Below are 23477 nucleotides of genomic sequence, written 5' to 3' on the forward strand. Positions count from 1 at the left end.
TCTTAAGTGGTAGATATTAGAGTATAGATATAGTGTTATAAACTGCTTATTTTTGAACAAAAGACACAGACAGAATTATCAAGTGACATATAAAACCATGCCTGTGTCGTTATGTGTCGATTTATTGTGCTAATCGTAATTGTTAAACAATTTAACCAGCCTGCATCTGTTAACCCTGAGCAAACATGTTAATATAATGGCACATTTTAACCACTTCTAAACGCTTCTTTGGTCACTCATCATTCTATTATGCAACAAATATATTGGTTGATGAATGGCGATAGAAATAATAAAACAAGAGAGATAAATTATGTCAGACCTTATTTTACATACTACCGATGCCGACTTTGACAAAGACGTATTGCAATCAGATGTGCCAGTATTGGTAGACTTTTGGGCAGCATGGTGTGGTCCTTGTAAAGCAATCGCCCCTATTTTAGAAGATCTAGCCACTGAGTACCAAGGCAAAGTTAAAATCGTCAAAGTTGATGTGGATAGCAACCCACAAGCGGCCAGCCGTTTTGGTATCCGTAATATCCCAACACTATTTGTCTTTAAAGATGGCGAAAAAGTTGACTCAGTGATGGGTCTACAGCCAAAAGCTGAATTGGCAAAAGTGTTAGACAAGCATCTCTAAGTCGAGAATTGCTCGTTTTGCATAAGCATTCTAAAGAGACAGCAACACCGTCGAAAAAGTCATTATCTAACTTAGATAGTGGCTTTTTTGCTTGTTTTTTATGCAAAAAACTCAATTAGACGACTTTTTTGGCAAAATTTATTGACAATGCTATTGTGAAGACCGTATAGTCTGCTGACAACAGAAAACTAACGGTTTTCCTAACTGTCTTATCGCTATTCTCCTCGTGTTTATCAACAAAAACACAATCGTCGTTATAAACACCATTGCTGAACGAAATGACTAAACACAATTACTGATATTGAGTTTTTGACGCAGACTCTTATGTAGACTTCTTTATCCTTATTTCTTATTACCTTGCATAAACGATTGCAATTCGTATATAAGCTGACACGTAATATCCAAACTACATAAATCCAGCTCTGTGCACGCACCCTCTATCACTATACTATCGTTGTTTTAATCACTGTCGTGACTTGTGCTGCTAATGGCATCTCTCATCTGATCAATTGCTAATGACCTATCTATGAATCTTACTGAATTAAAGAAAAAATCAATCGCTGAGCTATTGGCTATCGCCAAAGAAATGGGTCTTGATAATATGGCGCGTAGCCGTAAGCAAGACATTATCTTTGCTATCCTAAAAACCCATGCGCGGAACGGTGAAGCCATTTATGGTGACGGCGTACTTGAGGTTCTTCCGGATGGTTTTGGCTTTTTGCGCTCATCAGAAGGCTCATACTTAGCCGGTCCTGATGACATTTACGTCAGCCCTAGCCAAATTCGCCGCTTTAGTCTGAAGACGGGTGATAGTATCGCTGGCACGATTCGTCCACCAAAAGATTCTGAACGTTATTTTGCGTTATTGAAAGTTGGCGAAATCAACTTTGATACCCCAGATCGCTCACGTCATAAGCTTATCTTTGAAAACCTGACACCCCTATTCCCAACTGAGCATTTAAAACTCGAGCTTGGTAACGGCACCACTGAGGATCTGACGGGTCGTATCATCGACCTAATCGCGCCGATTGGTAAAGGTCAACGCTCTATCATCGTCGCACCGCCAAAAGCGGGTAAAACGATGCTGCTACAGACCATTGCGCAGTCGATCACTCGTAACAATCCTGAATGCTACTTAATTGTCCTATTGATTGATGAGCGTCCAGAAGAAGTCACCGAAATGGTACGTACGGTACGCGGTGAAGTGGTTGCCTCTACCTTTGATGAGCCGCCACAGCGTCATGTACAAGTCGCTGAAATGGTTATCGAAAAAGCCAAACGTTTGGTCGAGCACAAACAAGACGTGGTTATTTTACTGGATTCAATTACTCGTTTGGCGCGTGCTTATAACACGGTTATTCCGTCGTCAGGTAAAGTGTTAACCGGTGGTCTAGACGCCAATGCGTTAGAGCGCCCAAAACGCTTTTTCGGTGCTGCGCGTAATGTCGAAGAAGGTGGTAGTTTGACCATTATTGCCAGTGCCCTTATTGATACTGGTAGTAAGATGGACAGCGTTATCTTTGAAGAATTCAAAGGTACAGGTAACCAAGAGATTACGCTTGAGCGCGATCTGGCTGAAAAACGTGTCTTCCCTGCGATTAATATCAAAAAATCTGGTACACGCCGTGAAGAGCGTCTGCTTGATGAAGATAAACTGCGCAAAGTTTGGATATTGCGTAAGCTATTACAGCCGATGGATGGCGTACAAGCCACTGAGTTCTTACTGGACCGCTTAAAAGAAGCGAAAACCAATGATGAATTCTTTGAGCAGATGAAACGTAAATCACAGAACTAATGATAGATCCGTGCTGCTTTGCCAGACTCAATAGATAAGTAACTTAAGTAGAAAAGACCGCACTCGTGCGGTCTTTTTGTTTTTGTATTCATTTTTTATATATTCAGGCATGTCCTGAATTTAAGAACGACAATGAAAATGAGAGCAGACCTTAATACCTCACTATTAAACGCCAAAAGTACTATTTTTAAAAACAGTTAGCTTACTATCAATATAAATACAATAACCCTAAGCAAAACCCCTACCAACGATACAGTGGAGAAACATCCTTTACAGGCTATTTGCAAAGCTTAGCGCTTTTACTACGCCTAGAAATTATTATATGGGTTAGTATAGGAGCCAGTATAGATATACTCTGCTATCACGTGTTGATAGCAGTATAATTTTCGAGATATTTAACATCCTTGATGTAATCCTTACTAATGCAGACCTTTGTATGTCTTGCGGTAGCACAATAGATTATTCTAAGATACTTGCCCAAATATTTTAATACAGCTTACTATCTGTATTAAAATCAGTGGTAATAAAAATATCGTATTTTGATTTTGATAAACTAACTTGATAACCTAACAGGTGATACTATGAAATTTGCTAAAACTATCGCAATGACTGCTCTTACTAGCTCTGCCCTTATCATGGGTGGCTGTGCAACTAATGGATACAATAGTGGCTTGAGCAATACCGCTAAAGGTGCTGCTGCCGGCGCTGCTGCTGGTGCACTTATTAGAAGCGGCGGCGATAGCAAAGACATCGCTCGTGGCGCACTTGGTGGTGCTGCAGTAGGCGGTGCTGGTGCTTACATTCTTAACAACAGCAGATAATCACTAAATGATTATTTGGTGCTATCAAGACCGTTTTTAAGCATTTCAACTGTGTGTATTTTAAATCTATTGAATATGTCTAAAACGCTCTAAAATACAAAAAGCCTGCAATCGATATTGCAGGCTTTTTTATTTCTAACTCATGAGTTGAAAGTAAATCCGCTTATCATGATATCCAGTACACTTATAGCGCGCCGCTAAACGTATCACAAGACTGCACGTTGCCACTTTCCAAACCACGAGTGAACCACTGAACACGCTGCTGACTGGTGCCATGAGTGAAATTATCAGGTACGACTGCTCCACCGCTAGCACGCGCTAAACGATCATCACCAATTTGACCAGCGGCATTGATGGCCTCATCGATATCACCTGCCTCCAAAAACTGTACACGCTCTTGGTTGCGTTGTGCCCAAACCCCAGCAAAACAATCAGCTTGCAGTTCTTGTAGTACTGATAGCTTATTGGCTTGTGCACGAGTGACTTGACGGCTGGCTTCATTAACTTGCTGGCTGATGCCTAACAAAGTCTGTACGTGGTGTCCAACTTCATGCGCAATAACATAAGCTTGTGCAAAATCACCCGCTTTCCCTTGATTATCTTGGTCGCCAGAGCCTTGCTTATCACCCGTGATACCGAGATTTTGGCGCATTTCTACAAAGAAAGATTTGTCTAGATAGACAGTCTGATCGCCTGGGCAATAAAACGGGCCCGTCGCGGAGCTAGCACTGCCGCAGGCTGAGCTAACTTGACCATTGAAGAGAATCAATGATGGCTCCTGATAGGTGCTGCCTGCTTCTTTGAATATCTGATGCCAAACTTCTTCAGTATCAGCCAATACTACTTTGACAAACTGCGTATCTCGATCGTTACTTGTCGCAGGTTCGGTAGAGGCACTGCTATTGCCACCGCCTGCGACTACTTGACCCGTCTGTAAAGCGGTCATTGGATTTACCCCAAATACCAGCCATAAAATGCCAGCAATAATAATACCACCGATACCACCGCCTATCATTTTGCCACCACCACTGCTGGTGCGCACATTGGAACTGCCGCGTCTACCTTGCCATTTCATTGTTTCATTCCTCAAATATACGATATATATTGCTACTCGTATTGATGATTTTTTATATAGGGTAATTTTGACTCAATTCTTTATTTTTTGATCAAATCCGATTTCTGATACGTAAGTAGTGACAAAGTATTTTTGATAAACGCTACTTTACTAGGCTCTTGATATTGCACTAATCAAGACATGTAATGACTATTAAACCCCTAATAGATACAATAGATGCTTAAAAAGCATAGTAGAAATCAAGACATCGAAAAAGTCATCAAAATAGGTTGATGTCATTGATTATACGTCTATTAATTTGGCTCGTTGTATTAAAAATTATAACGAATAAGTGATGTAAAACACTATTTACAATTTTATTGTTACTTAATTGTACAGCCTATTTCTATTTATATAGAAATCCTATAGAATGCGTGAAAGCTGAGTAGCTGTAACTAAGACTAGTTGAATTCTGAGAAATCTCAGCTTTCAACCTTTTTTGCTGCTACTGATCATTTCATTTTCCCGGAGAAAACCTTATGAACTTAAAATTACTTGCTCTAGCTGGTATCATGACTGCAACTATGGGCCTTACTGCCTGTGACAGCAACAAAGAAAACGCTGCTGAAGATTTATCTGACGCACAAGAAGAAGTGCAAGATGCATCAGAAGAGCTAAACGAAGCTGCTGCTGAAGGCGAAGTAACTGCTGATGCTGACGCTGCTGTTGCTGAAGCTGAAGCTGACATCGCTGATGCTCAAGTTGCTACTGCTACTGACGAAATCGATGCTGAAGTACCTGTAGACGGTACTACTACTAGCGTTGACGTAGCTAGCGAAACTCCAGCTGTAGACGCAGCTGACGAAGTTGTAGTTATTGAAGAACCAGCTCAGTAATTTTATCGTTTATATGATAGAAATACTGTAGTAAAAAAAAAGAGAGCCTAAGCTCTCTTTTTTTGTGCGTGTCATTTACCATCGTTCATGGTTATTCATAGCTAAACATGATATTTAATGTCTCTGATCAAATGTAGATCAACCATCTCACATTAATAATAAAGCGCAACTTTAACAACCATCATGAAGTCATGATATATTTATCTGTTCAGTTTTATGCGATTGACAGTTACTGCTACTCGTCAAATAGGCGCTCATCAACTTGTTGACGGAATTTTTGCCCTGTTTTGAAAGTCACCACACGGCGTGCTGATACGGCGACTGGCTCCCCTGTCTTAGGGTTGCGACCTGGACGGCTATTTTTATCTTTAAGCTCGAAGTTGCCAAAGCCTGAAAGCTTGACCTCTTTGCCATCAATTAAACTCTCTGACAATTCATCAAAGAAATTCTCTACCAAACAGCGGCCTTCTTGGCGTGTTAGGTCAAGATGACTCATCAAATGCTCAATCATGTCAGATTTGGTTAAGGTGCTCACAGTACGACTCCTATGCTATGTCGTGATGTCGAATATCATGGTTTAGCGGTATGAGGGTTAATGCTAGCTATTATAAAGGTTTTCTAACCTCTTTTTAACAAAGACTGCTTTAAAATCCTTTATTAATAACCACTTAACTATTTTTATGAAAAAAATTTTATAAAATCATAATTCTTATAAATAGCAATGCCCTATAGCCTCTTTAAGAGTGAGGCTACAGAGCATGTCTATGATAAGAGTTATATGTTAGCTGTCACGCAACTTTGCAGCATGTTGCTCAGTTAGTGCTTGTACCACTTTGTCAGTCGCGGTTTTGATGGCGTCATCAGATAGCGTTTGTGCATTGTCTTGCCATATTAGCGCAAAAGCTAATGAGCGCTGACCAGCTGGCACTTTGTCGCCTTGATACACATCAAACAGCCACAGATCAGCCAATAGCTCACCAGCTACGGCGCGTATCGTCGACTCTAATGTCTGTAAGCTGATATCACTGTCTACTAAAATGGCAATATCACGGCGTACTTGTGGAAATTTGCTTGGGGTGGTAATGGTATGCTGCTCACGGGCAAGGGTCAGTAATGGCGCAAGTGATAATTGAGCAACCCACGTAGCTGGCAAATCTAACTGCTTAGCCGTGTTAGGATGCAATTGACCCAACCAACCGACATATTCATCATCAATATAGAGCTTGGCACTTTGACCTGGATGCAAGAAAGCAAGCTCACTGCGCTCATAGCGAATACGGGCGCTATCCATTTGTGCAGGTAATAACTGCTCAATATCATGCTTAAGATCATAAAAGTCTAACGCACGGTTTTGATACGCTTGCTCGTCCCAGACATCGCCAACTGCTACTAACGCAATACTTGGTGTCTGCACCAACTCACTAATACTTTGACCAACAAAGCTAAGCCCTGTTTCAAAGAAACGAACGCGTGGCTGCTGACGATTGAGATTGTACTGCACGCAAGGCAATAAGCTAGATAGTAAGGTACGGCGCATCACGGCTAAGTCACTAGAGATAGGATTGGCCAGTGCCAACACTTCTCCTAGGGCTTTATCATCGAGCAATGCTTCTATTTTGGCATCGCTAAAGCTAAAGCTGATCGCTTCCATATAGCCATTATCGACCAATGCCAGCTTCATCTCATGGGTTAAATCTGCGGTATCGTCATAATCCATGCTCACTTGCAAATGCGGCAACACGCTTGGAATATTGTCATAACCATAGATACGCGCAATTTCTTCAATGAGGTCTTCTTTAATACTCATGTCAAAGCGATACGATGGCGGCGTGCAAATCAGGCTATTGGCTTGCTGCGCTACCTCAAAGCCCAATTGGGTTAAGATACGAACCATGACTGCTGGCTCAATCTCAATACCGATGACATCACGAACTTTAGCAATTGGTAAAGTAATCGGTGCGCGAGCTGGTAAATGCTCACTGCTTTCTGCTTTTACTATTTGTCCGGCTTGCCCACCAGTAACGCTACTAATCAAATCAACAGCGCGTGCCAATGCTAGCTCTGGTAACTCAAAGTCTACCCCACGCTCAAAGCGTTGTGAGGCATCAGTATGCAGACCAAAACGGCGTGCACGTGCAGCAATAGCAAGCTGGTTAAAGAAAGCACTTTCTAAGACGATATTGGTGGTGCTATCAGTAACGCTACTGCGTTGACCGCCCATGATACCCGCGAGCGCAAGTGCGCCTTTATCATCAGCAGACTAATTCATCACCCGTTAGAGTAATGGTTTGCTCATTCAACAAAGTGATCGTTTCTTCAGGCTGTGCCAAACGCACCACGATATCGCCCTCGATAGTATCGGCATCAAAAGCATGTAGCGGCTGACCCAATTCCATCAATACATAGTTGGTCACATCAACCAAAAAGTTGTGCGAGCGTAGTCCTGACTGAACCAGCGCATCTTGCATCCACTTTGGGGTGTCGATGCTACGATCAATATTGCTGATTGATTGTAGTAAATAGCGCGGGCACGCTTCAATTGCACTGACCGTTACCGCTGGCGTAGCAGTATCAGCACCGTTATCAGTAACTACCACATTGGTAGGAATCTCAGGCAGCTGCATTGGCAAATCATTAATAACTGATATTTCGCGTGCAATACCGCGTACGCTAAAGCAATCACCGCGATTTGGCGTGATAGAGATGTCTAAGATTTGATTGTCTAAACCTAAATACTCACGGATATCCATGCCAATCGGTGCGTCTGCTGGCAATTCAAGCAGACCATCGATGCTATCGGTTAAATCAATTTCAGAGGCACCGCAAAGCATACCGTTAGAGTCGACACCACGTAGGTTGCCATTTTTAATTTTAAAGCCTTCTGCGTCGTTAGATGGTAAAACGGCACCAACGGTAGCAACAGGTGCTTTCATACCAACGGTGACATTGGGTGCGCCGCAAACGATTTGTAATGACTCAGCTGCACCAATATTTACCTGTGTGACGCGCAGTTTATCGGCATCTGGATGTTGCTCAACACTGATGACTTCACCGACGACCACACCACTGAAGGCACGGGCAACCGCATAGCGATCATCAATCTCAAGTCCTGCCATCGTGAGTTGTTCGGCCAATTGCTCACTAGTATTGTTGGGGTTTACCCATTGACGTAGCCACTGTTCGCTAATTTTCATAAATATCTCAGATCAGAATTTTATAATAAAGGTTTTGGAGTAAAGGTAGAGGTATTATTAAATAATAAAATCTAGCCAAACTGCTTTAAAAAGCGTACGTCATTTTGGAAAAACAGGCGCAAATCATCGATGCCGTAATATAACATCGCGAAGCGCTCAATCCCCATTCCGAAAGCAAAGCCAGTATATTTTTCGGCATCAATACCGCAGTTGGTCAGCACTTGCGGGTGTACCATACCGCAGCCCATGACCTCAAGCCATTTACCATTGTCATCGAGAATATCCACTTCAGCTGACGGCTCGGTGAAGGGGAAAAATGACGGACGGAAACGTACAGTCAGCTCTTTGGCAAAAAATGCTTCCAAGAACTCACTAATCAAGCCTTTTAGCTCTGCAAAAGTGCTCGACTCAGTGACCATTAAACCTTCTAGCTGATGGAACATCGGCGAATGCGTTTGATCCGAGTCATTGCGATAAACGCGACCTGGGCAAATAATACGAATAGGCGGTTCATTCTTTTCCATCGTGCGAATCTGCACAGGACTGGTATGCGTACGCAGTAGATAATGCGCATCAAAATAGAAGGTATCGTGCATCGCGCGTGCTGGATGATGCGACGGAATATTAAGCGCCTCAAAGTTATAATAGTCGCTTTCGACTTCAGGACCAGTAGCAACGTTAAAACCTGCTTGTATAAAATATTGCTGCATACGCTGGGTAATCATGGTCACTGGATGCAAATGACCTTTTTGACCACCGCGAGCAGGCAAGGTGATATCAATACTTTCGCTTGCAAGCTTAGCATTTAATGCAGCCACTTCTAGCTGCTGCTGCTGCTCTGTCAACGCATCTTGAATACGGCTACGGACTTGGTGTAACCAGCCGCCGTAGGTTTTTTTATCATCGCTGCTGAGTTTACCCATCTGCTTTGACCAGCCAGTTAATGGGCTCTTTTTACCGGTCAATTGCACACGCAAATCTTGCAACGCACGCAAATCGGTTACTTGTAGAACCAAGGCTTCAGCGGCACTGGCCAACTCATTTAGCTGAGCTTCATTAAGCTCGCTTAGCTCTGTGGACAAGGTCGGTAGCGCCGACAAATCGGTGGTAGCAGCAGGGGTAGTCATAAGATGCATTCTTCCTGATTTAAACGGACTATTAATAATAGTGATTGGTAATTGTAGGGATTTGACCAAATATTGCAAACCATTTACCCAGTCATTCAAAAATAATACCAGTGATATGAATGGCTTGAATATTTAGACAATAATAAAAGCTATCTCAACAAAGCATATTTAGCGTTGGTGCTAAAACAAGGCTGTGACATGAAGTATTAAGATAATGTGATATAAAAAAAGCCACCGACCAGCGGTAGCTTTTATTAATATCATACTATTAATCAATATTATCCCTGTCCATATAGATAACTACTTGTAAATTCTGACTAAACAAGCAGCAACCCTAAAGGAAGGTTAATATTTATGCTAATGCCGCTTTTGCTTTTTCAACCAACGCTGTGAAAGTCGCTGCATCATGCATAGCGATGTCAGCAAGTACGCGACGATCGACAGTGATGTTAGCCAATTTCATGCCATTGATAAAGCGGCTGTAGCTTAAGCCGTTTAAGCGTGCACCAGCATTGATACGTGCAATCCAAAGACGACGGAAGGTACGTTTTTTGTTGCGACGGTCACGATAAGCATATTGACCAGCTTTGGTCACTGCTTGTACCGCTACGCGGTAAACACGTGAACGGGCACCGTAGTAGCCTTTTGCGCGTTTTAGGATTTTTTTGTGACGACGATTCGCCTGTACACCACGTTTTACACGGGCCATAAATTACTCCAAGATTTCTTTAATCATTATTAAACGAATCACGATGTCATCGAATAGTAGACATCGCTATCAGATTGCAAAGTCAGATATTTTTAATCCAGTCGCCATAAATTAAACAGCGCTTAATTAAAGCTAAATGACGATAGCCTACTAGATGTATGGGCACATGCGACGAACTGCTGCTTCGTCAGACTTGTCCACCATCTTTAGACCGCGCAACTGGCGAATACGCTTAGCTGATTTCTTGGTCAAGATATGGCTTTTGTTTGCTTGCTTACGCTTGAAGCCGTTCGCTGTTTTTTTGAAGCGTTTAGCTGCACCGCTTCTGGTTTTCATCTTAACTTTCATGATGATTTGCCTCTTTGTCTTTGATAGAACCTGGTCGTCAAATAGTTAATAACGAATAGTGGCTGTAAAAACACCCACTAAACCTCTATTTGCCTCGAGGTGGGAGGCGGTATTTTAGCAGATAATGCACTGTTTTGCCAAGGAAACTTTTACGCCTCGCCTAGGGCGTGTCCTCAATCTGAACGAAAGCAAATAAATGGACTGAAAACGGTTAGATTTTGCCAAGCTAAGTCAAATAGCTGATTCATATCTCGATATTATTTGCGCTATTTTCCTTGTTTGACGGCAATTTATCTCATTCTTATCATCATTTTTAAAATGAGGACACGCCCTAGTAGGCATGACAGTGGATAATGGGTATGAGCCCATTTATAAAGATTTTAGTCAAAACACTCATAAAACTGCGGATTTACCGCCAAATAGATTGAATGTCAGCTTAAGCTGTGCTTAAGTAGAGACTGAACCTTAGTATAAGCTGAGCGTTAATAATACAAAGTTATTTATCACACTTATCGAGCGCCTATCGTACGATGATGACGCTACCAACCTACACCATGATTAGCAGCACTCATAGCCTGCAATCAATCTAGGAGATAACGTGTCAAAACAAGAATTAGACTTTGATAACGACATATTTGTCTTTGAAACAGTGATGCGTGTGCGTCATATTGAGCTTGATATGGCTCAGTACCTGACGCTCGAATCATTGACGGCATTGCTATGTGAGGCGCGGCAGAGATTTTTTTACTCTAAAGGTATTAAAGAGATCGATGCAGATTATCACGGTTTAATTATCGATGAGTTACAGCTAAGTATTGTCAGTCGCATACGGGCGCGTGAAGAGCTATTATTTGAAGTAGGCGTTGAGCCGTTATACGATAAGGGTGGCACTATAGTGATAAAAATTACCCGTATGCATACTGGAGAAACAGTAGCCAAGGCACGGCAGCATTTTGTCAATTATGACTTTCGCCTCAATAAATCGATTGCGCTTGATAAAATTATGAAAGAAGCGCTGTACCCACATCTCTACAGGATTTGATATTGAGGACATGCTCTAATGCTAACCGCTTTTTTATTCAGACCATAAATAGAATCCGTTACGATTCACTTATTCCCCTTTGATTTCTATATAAACAAGAAGACAGATATATTATGACTTTACCTGCTTGGCTGGCTGCCATAAAATTTAATGATGATGGTTTGATTCCTGCAATTGCTCAAGATCATAAGTCTGGGCGTATTTTGATGATGGCTTGGATGAATGCCGAAGCACTACAGTTAACTGCGCAAACGCAGACAGCGGTTTATTTTTCGCGCTCACGTGCCAAATTGTGGCATAAGGGCGAGTCATCGGGTCATACTCAGACCGTACATGACATTCGCTTGGACTGTGATGCAGACGTGATTGTACTTAGTGTCACTCAGGCTGGCGGTATCGCTTGCCATACTGGTCGCGAATCTTGCTTCTATCAGCGTTTAGATTTGTCCGGCCAAACGCCTGAATGGCAAACCGTCGATAAGGTATTAAAAGACCCTGCTGATATTTATCATTCAAGCGATACAGCAAAAGCCATTCCTGAAACTAAAGAGACGCAGGCTCACGATGTAATCCCTTCAGATGCCAAGCACAGTCACCATAACAACGACACTACCAATCGCTCTATTTTGCAGCAGCTTGACGGTGTATTGGCAGAGCGTAAACAAGCAGATGCTGATAGCTCGTACGTGGCAAGCTTATACGCAAAGGGTTTAAATAAAATTCTAGAGAAAGTTGGCGAAGAAAGTACTGAAAGTATCATTGCCGCCAAAGATTTTGCCAATTGCGACGAAAATAGCAATAAAGCGCAATATGATGACGCTCGTCACGAGCTCATCTATGAGGTGGCCGATGTCTGGTTTCATACCTTGGTTGGACTGGCGTGGTTCGATATTGAGTCAGATGCGGTATTAAACGAGCTAGGTCGTCGATTTGGTCTATCAGGTATCGATGAAAAGGCGGCGCGATAGTTTCTATAAGCTTGGCCATTGCCCTGTTTGATTATTGTTGATTTCACCTTTTTGTCACAAGTGCAGGTTATAATATAGCTCTGTTTTACTTCGCATTGTATGTCGAGGCTGTTTATTGAATATAACGATATTCGATACACCCAAAGTAGGCATACAAAGACTGAAAACCAAGACACAAGGATACCTTTATGGGTAGTTTTTCTATTACGCATTGGCTGATTTTATTGGTGGTAGTGGTGGTCGTATTTGGCACCTCAAAGCTTAGAAATGCTGGCAAAGATTTGGGCGGCGCAGTCAAAGGCTTCAAAGAAGCGGTCAAAGATGAAAATACTGAGCATGCTAAAAAGCATGTGGTGCTCGATCATGATGGCAATGCACACACTGAAGAGCGCCCAACAACAACAACCAAGGTTGATGACACGCATAATGTATAGCCTCTAGACAGTGACCTTTTAGACAGTGACATCGGAACATTATGTTTGATATCGGCTTTTCTGAACTACTCCTCTTTGGTGTTATCGCCCTAATCGTCTTGGGCCCAGAAAAACTGCCACAGGCAGCGCGTACCGCTGGGCAGTGGTATGCCAAAATTCGCCGTACGGTATCCACCCTGCAATCTGAAATCGAAGCTGAGCTTGATTTGGCAGAGACCCGCCAGCTTATGCAAAAAGAGCTGGCCAAAATTCGCCAGACTGAAGCAGATATGAGGCGTGAGATGGCGGAGATGCGCGGCAGTATGCAAGAGTTTGAATCCTCGCAAAACCAGCATTTAAAAGCATCGCGTGATCCAGGCGATGACAATACGCCTAGACAAAGTAGTCAAGCCAGTAGTGAGAATGATGATAATCGACCAGTGCAGCCAAAAGCGTTTGACTACGCCTATGACAGTAATAGACAGGCTGAGAAACCAGAAAGCTCTGAGCAGTCATCGGCACAAGGCGATAATGATAGTCTAAAAACTGACTGTAGTGATAACGCCAATCCAGTGCCTCAAACCATCACAACTAGACCGTGGGAAAATATGTGGTTTCGTCTTGGAGCTTATGATAAAGCGCGTCGTTTGCCGCAACCGCCCTACTTACCAAATTATAAAGCCGATATCTTACTAAACAGCCATATAGACAGTCCTTTACCTAAACAGGCTTCTGTTCATGAGCAGGAGAGTCATTAGTGGGCTTATTTAAACGTAAAAAAAGCCGTCAAGAAAAAGTCGCGGATTCAGATATCGAGACCTCAACAGCTACCATTGATGGTAATGTCGACAGCAATACTGAGGACTCTGGCGATATCCTAAGCTCACTTGGCGATATGCCGATTACCGAGCATTTGATTGAACTGCGTCATCATTTGATTAAGATATGTGTTGCCGTACTGGTCATATTCTTGGCCTTGGTCGGATTTTCACGCGAGCTCTATGATTTTTTGTCCAACCCATTGGTTGCCCAGTTGCCTGCCAACTCAACGATGATCGCGACGGATATCACCTCTAACTTTATGGCACCGATACGCCTGACTGTTTTTGTCGCTGCATTCTTTGCAATGCCCTACATTTTGTATCAAATCTGGTCGTTTGTCGCACCCGGTTTATATAAAAAAGAGAAAAAAATCGCTATTCCCGTTTTAATGTCCTCTATATTTTTATTTTATGCGGGTGTGGCTTTCTCTTATTTTATTGTCCTCAAAGGCGTTCTCAAATTCTTTATTATGTTCGCGCCGCAGAACGTCTTGCCGATGACCGACATCGACAGTTATTTAAGTTTTGCACTCAAACTCTTTATGGTCTTTGGTTTAACCTTTGAGATTCCAGTCGTCACCTTGCTATTGATATTGACTGGTGTCGTCTCCATTCAGAGCCTAGAAGATAAACGCCGTTATATTATTGTCGGCTGTTTCGCCGTTGCTGCGGTCGTGACACCGCCTGATGGGGTGTCGATGTTGATGCTCGCCATTCCGATGTGGTTGTTGTTTGAGCTAGGATTATTTTTAGCGAAAATTTTAATTAAAGAAGAGCACAGTCCTGCTTTAGCAAGCGATATAGGGTTAAATAAAGAATAACATCACTTATCAGATACTTATTTCAAAAACAGCCAACGCGCTAATCTGTTACTATAACCTGCTGATTTCCACCTTTATTTTCTATGAGTTTTTGTATTATTGTTATGTGCGCTTGCAAGCATTTTGCAAGCGCACATGATGAGTCAGCCATTGTCTATGCAGTGGCTTTTTTTACCCCCGTCATTTTTGATCCGTTTTACTCTTTTAGGTAATTTTTTATGTCCGCATCTATGCCAGCTTATATGAGCGATCCCACTGATGAGCAGCTGAGCGCGCTCAACATGGCGATGGATCACAAGTCATTTAAAGTAGTGGCTTATGCGGGTGCTGGTAAAACGACGACCTTAAAACTGATTGGTGAGCGTTTGCGTGGACGCGGCTTATATTTAGCCTTTAACAAAACCATTGCTAATGATGCACGCTCAAAGTTTCCAGCACATGTGGAATGTCGCACTTTTCACTCACTTGCTTATCGGCATGTCGCCCGTGATATCACTGCTAAGCTGTCGTTGCCGCGTTTTTCACCCAAACGTCTGGGTGATGATTTGGGTTTGCAGCCCGTCCAAGTACGTCGGCAAATGGATGGTATAAACAAATATATTACCCTTACGCCAGCCCGACTGTCGCGATTCGTCAGTGATGCCGTCAGCAATTTTTGTAGTACGCATGCCAGTTATCCTGCACCCAGACATATATTGTTTCCCAACTGGCTCGATGATTCTGACGCAGAGCAGTTGCGTGAGATGCTCTATCCAGCCGTCGAGCAGCGTTGGCTACAGTCGATTGATGCGCGCCATCCTGCTGGCATCGGACATGATATTTATCTTAAATTGTGGGCATTATCGAATCCAAGCATTCCAGCAGATTTTATTTTGTTTGATGAAGCGCAAGATGCCGATCCCTTGATGATGGGAATTTTGACCCAGCAGCCACGGCAAGTGATTTATGTGGGTGACGCTCATCAGCAGATTTATGAATGGCGCGGCGCAGTCAATGCGATGAAAAAACTACCCTTACCACAAACATTATTGACCCAGTCGTTTCGTTTTGGCGAACCGATTGCTGAGATTGCCAATACTTTGCTCAAAGCATTGCAAGAAGACGTCCCGTTAAAAGGCAATCCGAATAAACAATCTTCTACTGATAAGGGTATGGCACATAGTAAAAAAGATGCCATTCTTTGCCGCACCAATGCTGCTGCTATGTCGCAATTGCTAACAGGCTTAAAACTCGGTCACCGCGTAGCGTTGCAAGCAGATACCGATCGTATGCTTAAATTCTGTCAGGCAGCCGAAAATTTAAAGAATGGTAAATCGGCATATGGCGTGCCTGAACTGGCATATTTTTATAATTGGGGTGACGTCCAAGAATATTCTGAAACCAATGAAGGCAGTGATCTAAAAACACTGGTGAAACTCGTCGATGATCATGGCACCAATGTCCTGAGCCAAGCGGTCAATAGTCTCACCAGTATCGAAAATGCTGACTATGTTATCTCCACCGCCCATAAGGCGAAAGGGCTCGAATGGGGAAAGGTACAGTTGGACGATGACTTTTATTATGATGTGACGACCAATGCAGTCAAGATAAGCCCTGAAGAGTTGCGTTTGCTCTACGTCGCTTGCACACGTGCCCAGAGCAACTTGGACATCCATAATATTAAAGACTTGATATCAGGTTTGCAGACAGGCAAAAAAGTGATTTTTGGTAATACTTAATTTTTCTCAGTTAGTCACTCTCTGTATTTGCCACTCTAAACCTCTAGCATACCTGTCTCTATGGCAATCCTTTAATAGCACCCTTTTAGCAGTGAACAACAAGCATGAATACTAATCAGCAACTTCAAATACGTCAAAATACCATCCGTCAGTTATTCGCCAATCCCGTCCGCCTGCTCGCTCCAATGGAAGGCTTGACCGATCCATTAATGCGGCAAATCCTCACGCAAATTGCATCGGACTTGGGTCGCCCTTATGATTGGTCGGTTAGCGAATTTATCCGTGTGACTCAGCACGTATTGCCAGCGCATGTATTTTATAAATACGTCCCAGAATTGCGTCATGATGCTAAAACTGCCTCTGGCACGCCTATTCATGTCCAGTTGCTTGGTAGTGAAGCGCAATTAATGGCAGAAAATGCTGCCTATGCTGCCGATCTTGGTGCGCCGGCGATTGATATCAACTTTGGTTGCCCTGCCAAGACGGTCAATAGCCACCGTGGTGGTTCCGTATTGTTGGATGAACCCGAAACCATGTATCAGATTATCAGCGCGGTGCGGCAAGCGGTTCCCGTTCATATTCCAGTATCAGCCAAAATTCGTTTAGGTTACACCGATACCAGCCGCATGGATGATATTAAAGTTGCGATTAGCGACAGTGGTACTGATTGGCTGACCATTCATGCACGAACCAAAACCCAAGGCTATAAGCCACCAGCCTATTGGGACAAAATCCAGAGCTTTAACACGCTAGATATTCCAGTCATTGCCAACGGTGAAATATGGAATACAGAGCACGCGCAAAACTGTATGACTCAAGCTGGTACAGAGCATTTGATGTTGGGTCGCGGCGCGGTTACCCGTCCAGATTTGGTTGCTCGCGTGGATTGCGGCTCAGATGATGCCATGCTAAGTGCGGCAACGTTGTCGTGGGAAGCAATGGTCACCCATCAGATAAGATTTTTGGAAGGTCGGGCTAAAACTGAAGTTATCTTGGTTGGTCGTTACAAGCAGTGGTTAGCAATGCTCATCAAAGGCTATAGCGAAGCAAAAGTTTTATGGGACAGTATTAAAAGAGAAAAAAATAAAGCAGCTATCATTAGTGCACTGCAAGCCAGTGTGCGCCAATAATAGCTGCTTTTATCTTAAAGCCAATCTGTCTAACGAATAAGATTAAACACTCACTCTAATCGCTAAATAGAATAGCATCAAACAACAGGCAATCGATAACACCCAAAGTATGGAGCGAAACGTCGCCAAATTAGTAATATAAGCCACGCAAAAACCGATACGAATCAGCACGTACAACCAAGCCAGTATATTGATAATCGATTGTGGTACAAAGAACAGCATCGCCGTCAGTACTGCTGCCAAAAATATTGGCAACGTCTCATAGCTGTTTTGCTGGGCAGCGTTAGCACGTGCAGCCGCGCCCGTCGTACCTTGTAAAAAATCACGTGGATGGGCATTGTCAGCCAAATTAAAGCCGCCAATAGCTTTCGCTGTCAATGCCATGGCAAGCGGTAGTAAACTTGCTACGACCATCGCCCAAATGGCGGACGCTGCGGTATCAGAGACTAATTCCAGAAGTGCATTCATTAGTATACTTGCCCCTACCCTGCAATCACTTCGAAATCATGGGTGACGTTCACCCCACCTTGTACCAACATTCTACTGGCCGAGCAGTATTTTTCTGCGGACAGTTTTATGGCCTTCTCTACTTGGCTTTCTTTGACATCTTGACCTGTCACTACAAAATGCATGTGAATGTCAGTATAGACAGCTGGTACAGTTTCAGCACGCTGAGCAGTCAGCTCACAACGTACGTCTGTCACCTCTTGGCGCGATTTTTGTAAAATTGCTACCACATCATAGCTAGCACACCCACCAAGCCCCAATAGAATCAGCTCCATCGGACTTGCGCCTTTTTCTTTATCGGCATCGATCTGTACATTATGCCCTGATGGTGACACGCCCATAAATGCTTTTTTTTCTTGCCACGTTACACTTGCTTTTGACTCTGACATTTTACCTATTCCTTATTTTAATTAGCTCGTTGCCCGATTTTTATTTTCTGGCCATATGTTTTACTTGGCTAGTGTAGCATAAGCCAATGGCACATTTTATCGAGCCATTGTCATCCAAAATTATTATCATTATGAATAGCTCACCTATTTGTCTTTTGCTGCCTTATTTTTAATTAAACCTTTTTACTAAAATTTTCTTAGCAGTGAATTAACATTCATATAGCGCCTACTGTTTATTATTCAAACCTATCCTCTTATAGTTCGAACCTATCTTTGTAGTAAGATTCCCCAAAAAACATTACAAAAGTTTAATTATAACTGGTTGATTTTAAACAGTTAAGCTCGTGAAACATTTTATAGCAAAATACTGTTACACATTTTGCTTGTTTCTTGGTTTAATAACGGTAATGAATCTTATTTTGACCTAATCTCGACAACCATCACCTTATAATAATTATGATTGCTGTCACGGTTCTAGCTCAAAATAAGCTATTTTAAATAAATTAAAAAGGTTTAATCATGATAGATGCAGACGGCTTTCGCGCCAATGTCGGCATCATCTTGGCAAATACACAAGGGCAGGTTCTGTGGGCAAAACGTATTGGTCACAACGCTTGGCAGTTCCCACAAGGCGGTATCGACCGTGGGGAGACGCCGATGGATGCGATGTATCGCGAGCTCTGGGAAGAGGTCGGCCTGCATCCGCGTCATGTAGACTTATTGGCAGTGACGCAAGATTGGTTGCGCTATCGTCTGCCAAAACGCTATGTGCGGCATGGACAGCACCCTTTATGTATTGGGCAAAAACAGAAATGGTTTTTGCTACGCTTAGATGAGACGAACACTCAACATATCCGCTTTGATGAGGGCAAACCAGAATTTGATCATTGGCAATGGGTCAGTTACTGGTATCCACTTGGACAAGTGATTCACTTTAAACGCGGGGTATACCGCCGCGCTTTGCAAGAGCTAGTGCCTGAGCTACCTCTAAGGCAAGAGCTGATTATTCCTGAACAAGACAATCACTTGTTGATAGGATGAACTGACATTTTGATTAAAAGTAACACGTAATAGAAGAGCCTGTATCCTTTAGATGCAGGCTCTTCTATTATATAGCGATTATATCTTGCGGAATAATTATGGCTTGATAGCAATTTTTAGTACGCCGTCACGCTGATGCATGAACAAGTCATAGGCCTCTACAATATCATCCAAGGCATAGGTATGCGTCACCATCTCTGATAAATCTACTCGACCCGACTCGATGACATTCATCAATCGGCGCATACGCTCTTTACCTCCTGGGCAGAGAGCCGTTCTTATCGTATGATCGCCAAGACCAGAGGCGAAATGAGCCATTGGAATGACTAAATCTTCAGAATACACACCCAAACTTGAGAGTGTACCGCCTGGTTTTAATATTTTGAGACATTGCTCAAACGTAGACTGTAAACCTAACCCCTCGATACTGCTATCCACCCCGCGACCACCAGTGATTTTCATGATCTCATCAACCACGTCAATTTCTGTGAAGTTTAGAGTAATATCTGCTCCCAGTTTCTTTGCCATGGCCAAACGGTCATTATTGCCATCGACAGCGATAATCAGTGACGCGCCTTTAATCCTTGCCCCAGCAGTCGCGCATAAACCGATAGGGCCTTGTGCAAATATAGCAACCACATCACCAATCTGAATATTGGCGTTTTCTGCGCCTTTGAAGCCTGTCGACATAATGTCAGGGCACATCAGCACTTGCTCATCCGTCAGTCCATCTGGCACTGGACATAGATTGGCCTGCGCATCTGGCACTAGCACATACTCTGCTTGCGTACCGTCAATGTGATTACCAAAACGCCAGCCGCCTGTGGCTTTATAACCGTGACAAGAACATCTACCATCTGCATCAAGATAGCCACCGTCTTGTGAAGGGAAACCATCTTGACTGGCATAGGAGGTAAACGTTGGGCAAATGGCGCCAGCAACGACTCGCTGCCCTTCTTCATAGCCCATGACTGCGCTACCAAGCTTTTCAATGATACCTACTGGCTCGTGACCAATGGTTAAGCCTTTTGCAACGGCATACTCACCTTTAAAGATATGGATATCAGTACCACAAATGGTCGTGGTGGTAATTTTTATCAAGGCATCATTAGGGCCGACATCAGGGATTTTTTTATCTACAATTTCGATTTTACCTGGTTCAATAAATATCAGTGACTTCATCATGCTCATTTCACACTCCTTGTTTTATAATCATTTACTCAGCTGGTATGAACTTTAGTGACATCTATATTTATCTTACGCCATATAAATAGTAATTTAAAGTGAAATCCATTCTTTAATAAAGGGATTGGTGATTTTCTCTTGTTCGATATTAAAACTGTAGTATCAAACTTCTCATGAAAATTGTACGTGAGCCTTATTAAGAGTAGATAAAAAAGCTAATAGATTAAAAAGCTAATAGATGAAAAGCCTATAGGCTACTTATGACTATCATGCCGACATTCTTTATAATTATCATACTGACACTCTCGGCTTACTAATCTAGCAATCTCATCCACTGCTGAATCTGCCAACTGAGAATGACATTTCAGGGTTAAAATGCTTTGGGTACGTGTCGCATAAGTGGGCAAATTATTTTGCGTATGATTAAAAGCGACAGGCTCTATATAAATAGAAGACAGAATCTGCTCAATCTCGACAGCCACTCCAGTCTCTGGCAGCTTATCCACTGGGGCTTGCGTATTATCAGACAATACCGCAAAGGCAGCTTCTTGCCAGTACTCAGGTTCGCTATTCTGAGCGATTAGTGGCAATACTTCTTGCCGCAGCCTACCTCGCAGCTTTTCAGTTTTAAACCAGCTGTCCTCAGGCTGACCATTGGAGATGACATGCAGTCCTGCATATAGTGGCATAGGAGCATGACCACGATTATTGACAATAACGGCTTGTGTCATATCACCAATAATGAGATTGAACCCAGCATAGTTTTGCAAACTAATCTGCCGTGCAAACTCCATCGGGCTTATATCACTGGTTAAGAAATCCGTGACTAGCGCCCCGCGTGAGCACTCATCAGAGCTTGCCTGCACGCCATCGCGAAAATTCAATACCGCAGCCCAACGTCCGTTTTGCTGATAATACTCTTTAGGCGCTTGATAACTGTATTGATGACTACCTTGATGATTGGCTTGGTGGGGCTGTTGATGAATACCTAACCAAGTACCGCCACTTTGTACATCGCGTCCTGCAAAAACAGGCTTATCTTCCCATTGATGTAGCGGCTCTGTCGGACGCTGCAAAAACTCATCGCGATTGGACAATAACACCAAAGGCAGCTCATCAAACAGTTGCCAAGCGATGGCGACAATACACATAAGACTCCTAATTTTACTAAAAATATGCTTAACAAACAGCCAAGCTTGATTTCGGTTTAACTTAGTTCACTGACAGATTAGTTTAATGATAAGTTTTTGCTAGCAGGATAACTAATCTGAGAGGTCGACTGTATGACTTTTGATTGTTTACTTGGTAAATCGAACTCCCACGCAACCATGCCTTTATTGTCATTCCAGTCACGCTCAGTCACTGGCGGTGTATGAGTGACGGTTACTTTAAGACTATCATCGCGGCTAATCGGCTCACTGCCTAATACTTGTAAATGCATAGGTCGGTTGTGCTGATTGGTAAATTGATACGCTTGTGTTTTAGTCAAGGTTTGCGTGCGATTGAAAGCGCCTTTATCACCCTGCTTATCTTCATCAGCTATCTGCTTTACGATAGTATTAGGGTCCATACCAAAACCGATACCTTGCTCTTTGAGCGCTTGATAATTATAGCGCGCCTGCCCGACATAATTATCATCACGGTATAGCTGTAGCGAACCATCTACCCAAGCTGGTGTCAAGAACGGTGCGGATGCATACCAATAGCCAGCTGCCTCCACACTCGGCGTACTACGAATCCATAGCTTGCTACTGCCCGACTGCTCATCAATGACTGTCCGTACGCGCCTGCCATCGCTTGGAATACTAATACGCTGTGGCAAGCGATATTCGGTAATGCCGTTTTTATTCTGACTGCTAACGGTAAAGCTTGGCAGCGGCGCCATGTTAGGTGTCGAGGCACCGTCATAGCTGTCTCTTGCAGATACCACAACAGGCATGTTTTCCGCCATAGGTGGTACAGATATAGTCCGATTTTCTCTATCTTCTTCATATAAAGAAAAACGCTCTACACGAGGTAATTGGCTGGTGGTGGTTTGATTGGGATTGACAGAGCTTAGCATCAAAGGGACATTGAGCCAGTTTTCTCCTGTCTGCTGGGCAATAACCGCAGAGGCAATGATATTTAATTGCTTGGTTTCAGTATTCAGCCTTGCTTGATACGTTGGCTCCCAACCCGCGCCGCGTACTTGATAGTGCAGTTTCACACTGCTTGGTACTCGACTGGCAGTACGTACACTCACTTGAGTCACACTATTTTGAGTGGAAGTCGCGCTGCCTGCCATTAGTTGGTTGAGCGCATCTTGTGCACGGGCTTGGCGCTGCTGAATTTCTAGTATACGTTTATTGATACTGACCGCTTGTGTTTCCAGATCGCGCGCATTATTGGCAAGCGTGCCATCTGTACTGATTTGCGTGACCTTGGTTAAATTCTGCAAGTAAGCTTTAGCTAAGCGTGCCGCTTCTAACTCAGCATTGATAACTGCCAAATTATCTTGCTGTGTCTGCACTCTCGCCTCACCTTGATACTGACACTGCGCTGCTTGCTCATCGCTTAAAGTCTCGATACTGACTTCACCAATATTGATGCCATTTGCTGCTTGTACGCTCACACTGTCTTTATCGATATAAGGGGACAAACAAGAAAAAACCAGTGTCTGCTCACCGCTACCATTGATTGGTAACGCACGAGTCACGCTCGCTAAGCCCTGATAAATGGTCACTTGCTCAATACTACTATTCGCTGCCTGAGCAGGAGTCAAAGCTAAAGCCGCTAAGCTAAATAAACCCAGTGGCGTCAACTGTTTTTTACAAGGTAAAAACTTAGGTAGTATTGCTACTTTTGATAACTTAGCTTGCATA

Annotated in this window: 22 protein-coding genes and 1 pseudogene; 12 read left to right on the plus strand and 11 right to left on the minus strand. The window is 43.1% G+C overall.

The features are described 5' to 3' along the window. Positions 1-310: 310 nt before the first annotated feature. The 3 genes from trxA (at position 311) to JMW85_RS11060 (ending at position 3253) form a co-directional block, all read left to right on the plus strand. Positions 311-637, plus strand: coding sequence for a thioredoxin (gene trxA / locus JMW85_RS11050; RefSeq protein WP_060491956.1), 327 nt, complete (start codon positions 311-313; stop codon positions 635-637). A 526-nt stretch (positions 638-1163) separates the two neighbouring features. Then, the gene (gene rho, locus JMW85_RS11055) at positions 1164-2432 is read left to right on the plus strand and encodes a transcription termination factor Rho (RefSeq protein ID WP_055125334.1); all 1269 of its coding nucleotides are present in this window, start codon (positions 1164-1166) and stop codon (positions 2430-2432) included. Positions 2433-3013: 581 nt separating this feature from the next. Then, positions 3014-3253, plus strand: coding sequence for a hypothetical protein (locus JMW85_RS11060; RefSeq protein ID WP_055125335.1), 240 nt, complete (start codon positions 3014-3016; stop codon positions 3251-3253). A 184-nt stretch (positions 3254-3437) separates the two neighbouring features. Here the strand turns inward: JMW85_RS11060 and ypfJ are convergent, their stop codons facing one another. Further along, positions 3438-4328, minus strand: coding sequence for a KPN_02809 family neutral zinc metallopeptidase (ypfJ, locus tag JMW85_RS11065; protein WP_045445932.1), 891 nt, complete (start codon positions 4326-4328; stop codon positions 3438-3440). Positions 4329-4846: 518 nt separating this feature from the next. Here ypfJ and JMW85_RS11070 point away from each other — a divergent pair. After that, a complete protein-coding gene (locus JMW85_RS11070) occupies positions 4847-5203 on the plus strand; it encodes a hypothetical protein (RefSeq protein WP_045452446.1) in 357 nt (118 codons plus the stop codon). Positions 5204-5438: 235 nt separating this feature from the next. On the opposite strand, the gene JMW85_RS11075 is transcribed toward JMW85_RS11070, so the two are convergent. The 5 genes and pseudogenes from JMW85_RS11075 to rpmI all read right to left on the minus strand — a co-directional run bounded on the left by JMW85_RS11075 (position 5439) and on the right by rpmI (position 10581). Next, on the minus strand, positions 5439-5738 hold the full coding sequence (locus tag JMW85_RS11075) for an integration host factor subunit alpha (protein ID WP_045445928.1): 300 nt from the start codon (positions 5736-5738) through the stop codon (positions 5439-5441). A 246-nt stretch (positions 5739-5984) separates the two neighbouring features. Next, positions 5985-8397: pseudogene (pheT, locus tag JMW85_RS11080) on the minus strand (phenylalanine--tRNA ligase subunit beta). Positions 8398-8468: 71 nt separating this feature from the next. Continuing rightward, a complete protein-coding gene (pheS, locus tag JMW85_RS11085; protein ID WP_201581834.1) occupies positions 8469-9524 on the minus strand; it encodes a phenylalanine--tRNA ligase subunit alpha in 1056 nt (351 codons plus the stop codon). 352 nt (positions 9525-9876) lie between these two features. After that, positions 9877-10233, minus strand: coding sequence for a 50S ribosomal protein L20 (gene rplT / locus JMW85_RS11090; protein WP_025651520.1), 357 nt, complete (start codon positions 10231-10233; stop codon positions 9877-9879). A gap of 150 nt (positions 10234-10383) precedes the next feature. Next, the gene (gene rpmI, locus JMW85_RS11095; protein WP_010197866.1) at positions 10384-10581 is read right to left on the minus strand and encodes a 50S ribosomal protein L35; all 198 of its coding nucleotides are present in this window, start codon (positions 10579-10581) and stop codon (positions 10384-10386) included. A gap of 598 nt (positions 10582-11179) precedes the next feature. Between rpmI and JMW85_RS11100 the strand changes: the two genes are divergently transcribed. The 7 genes from JMW85_RS11100 (at position 11180) to JMW85_RS11130 (ending at position 17494) form a co-directional block, all read left to right on the plus strand. Then, positions 11180-11623 (plus strand): acyl-CoA thioesterase, encoded by a 444-nt coding sequence (locus tag JMW85_RS11100; RefSeq protein WP_201581835.1) that lies wholly within the window; start codon positions 11180-11182, stop codon positions 11621-11623. Between the two features lie 113 nt (positions 11624-11736). Further along, entirely contained in the window at positions 11737-12591 is an 855-nt protein-coding gene (gene hisIE, locus JMW85_RS11105) for a bifunctional phosphoribosyl-AMP cyclohydrolase/phosphoribosyl-ATP diphosphatase HisIE (protein WP_201581836.1), read from the plus strand. A gap of 188 nt (positions 12592-12779) precedes the next feature. Beyond that, entirely contained in the window at positions 12780-13025 is a 246-nt protein-coding gene (gene tatA / locus JMW85_RS11110) for a Sec-independent protein translocase subunit TatA (RefSeq protein ID WP_201581837.1), read from the plus strand. A 41-nt stretch (positions 13026-13066) separates the two neighbouring features. Then, on the plus strand, positions 13067-13762 hold the full coding sequence (gene tatB, locus JMW85_RS11115) for a Sec-independent protein translocase protein TatB (protein WP_201581838.1): 696 nt from the start codon (positions 13067-13069) through the stop codon (positions 13760-13762). Then, positions 13762-14646 (plus strand): twin-arginine translocase subunit TatC, encoded by an 885-nt coding sequence (gene tatC, locus JMW85_RS11120; RefSeq protein ID WP_201581839.1) that lies wholly within the window; start codon positions 13762-13764, stop codon positions 14644-14646. Before tatB ends, tatC begins: the two co-directional genes overlap by 1 nt. A gap of 218 nt (positions 14647-14864) precedes the next feature. Then, positions 14865-16364: a UvrD-helicase domain-containing protein gene (locus JMW85_RS11125; RefSeq protein ID WP_201581840.1), complete on the plus strand. Its 1500-nt coding sequence runs from the start codon at positions 14865-14867 to the stop codon at positions 16362-16364. Positions 16365-16468: 104 nt separating this feature from the next. Beyond that, positions 16469-17494: a tRNA dihydrouridine synthase gene (locus tag JMW85_RS11130; protein WP_201581841.1), complete on the plus strand. Its 1026-nt coding sequence runs from the start codon at positions 16469-16471 to the stop codon at positions 17492-17494. Positions 17495-17536: 42 nt separating this feature from the next. Here the strand turns inward: JMW85_RS11130 and JMW85_RS11135 are convergent, their stop codons facing one another. Continuing rightward, a complete protein-coding gene (locus JMW85_RS11135) occupies positions 17537-17962 on the minus strand; it encodes an MAPEG family protein (protein WP_201581842.1) in 426 nt (141 codons plus the stop codon). A gap of 14 nt (positions 17963-17976) precedes the next feature. Then, positions 17977-18390, minus strand: a complete 414-nt coding sequence (locus JMW85_RS11140) for an OsmC family protein (RefSeq protein WP_198332640.1) — start codon at positions 18388-18390, stop codon at positions 17977-17979. 519 nt (positions 18391-18909) lie between these two features. Here JMW85_RS11140 and JMW85_RS11145 point away from each other — a divergent pair. Beyond that, positions 18910-19431: an RNA pyrophosphohydrolase gene (locus JMW85_RS11145; RefSeq protein WP_045452438.1), complete on the plus strand. Its 522-nt coding sequence runs from the start codon at positions 18910-18912 to the stop codon at positions 19429-19431. Positions 19432-19527: 96 nt separating this feature from the next. On the opposite strand, the gene JMW85_RS11150 is transcribed toward JMW85_RS11145, so the two are convergent. From JMW85_RS11150 to JMW85_RS11160, 3 genes are all read right to left on the minus strand, one after another. Then, positions 19528-20622, minus strand: a complete 1095-nt coding sequence (locus JMW85_RS11150) for an NAD(P)-dependent alcohol dehydrogenase (protein WP_201581843.1) — start codon at positions 20620-20622, stop codon at positions 19528-19530. Positions 20623-20870: 248 nt separating this feature from the next. Continuing rightward, on the minus strand, positions 20871-21767 hold the full coding sequence (locus JMW85_RS11155) for an NRDE family protein (RefSeq protein ID WP_201581844.1): 897 nt from the start codon (positions 21765-21767) through the stop codon (positions 20871-20873). Positions 21768-21844: 77 nt separating this feature from the next. Then, entirely contained in the window at positions 21845-23476 is a 1632-nt protein-coding gene (locus tag JMW85_RS11160; protein ID WP_227681842.1) for a DUF4139 domain-containing protein, read from the minus strand. Position 23477 lies beyond the last annotated feature (1 nt).

It is taken from the genome of Psychrobacter glacincola (assembly GCF_904846075.1).
GTDB classification, from domain to species: Bacteria; Pseudomonadota; Gammaproteobacteria; order Pseudomonadales; family Moraxellaceae; genus Psychrobacter; species Psychrobacter glacincola_C.